The organism is Mucilaginibacter sp. P5_A6 (genome assembly GCF_056400585.1).
In genome coordinates, this window is record NZ_JBFUKZ010000089.1 from 1 (window position 1) to 1,095 (window position 1,095).

At 35.3% G+C, this 1,095-nt stretch carries 1 protein-coding gene and 1 pseudogene; both read left to right on the forward strand.

Going from position 1 to position 1,095, the window contains the following annotated elements; genetic code table 11:
- The coding region (locus AC1DO4_RS27855) for a sugar transferase (RefSeq protein WP_477421051.1) at nucleotides 1-417 on the forward strand (417 nt) is incomplete at its 5' end.
- A 13-nt stretch (nucleotides 418-430) separates the two neighbouring features.
- Nucleotides 431-1,095: pseudogene (locus AC1DO4_RS27860) on the forward strand (hypothetical protein); the annotation flags it as partial.

Below are 1,095 nucleotides of genomic sequence, written 5' to 3' on the forward strand. Positions count from 1 at the left end.
ATGTACCCGCATTCTGACCGGGCGGGCCTATTAACAATTGGTTATAATGATTATAGGATAACCCCGGTTGGCTATTGGCTCAGGAAATACAAGCTTGATGAATTACCTCAATTGTTTAATGTTCTTATTGGCGATATGAGTTTTGTGGGGCCGCGGCCCGAAGTGCAAAAATACGTACAATTATATACAGAAAATCAGCTTAGGGTATTAAGTATAAAGCCTGGTATAACTGATTGGGCTTCAATTAAGTATTTCAATGAAAATGAATTGCTTTCAAACTCTGCCAATCCTGAGGAACTTTATATAAATACAATTATACCCTCTAAGATCCATCAAAACCTGGAGTATATTGATAACCGTAATTTTTGGATGGACGTTAAGATAATTTTCTACACAATAAAGAAACTGTTTAAATAAAGCCCAACTTTTCATGTTACTTAAAAAGTTTTTCGTTTTTGGTGTTGTTGTATTTTACCTGTATACACTTGCCTTTGGCATTTTTATGACAGATTTATTAAGGATACCAGCACCATTTATAGCCGGCTTGTTTTTGATTTTTTTTTTACAAAAGCCGGTACAAAAGTTTGCTTATTACCAGGAAATGCTGGTATTTACAATAGCCTTGTTTTTATATTTTGTAGTTGGAATGGGCGATTACAAGGCTTTTTTTGCAACTTTCATGACCATATTAGCCTGCGCACTATATTTTAATTATTTTATTGGCGTAGGTAAACGGCGTTTTTATTTCTCGGTGCTTATTTTTTTTGTTCTGTTAGCGCTTTCAATGATAATTATGGTTTTAGATCATCGTTATCCCAATATAATTGATCCCCTGAGGAGTAAAATGCTCGACGAACAAGTTAAGCAAAGTCCATCTGGGTTGGCCATAACCCAGTTTAATTTTGGATACCAGGTTGCTGCTTTTACTGCTTTTGTTTTTGTTGCAGCATACACATTCAGGCAATATATTTTAGTAAAACTACTTGTTCTGTGTGCCTGCATGATCTGCCTTTACCTCGGTATGAACAGATCAGCATTTGTAAGCTTTGGCGGTGCTACTGTTGTGTTTTTGTTTATTTACTATCGTTATAAAGC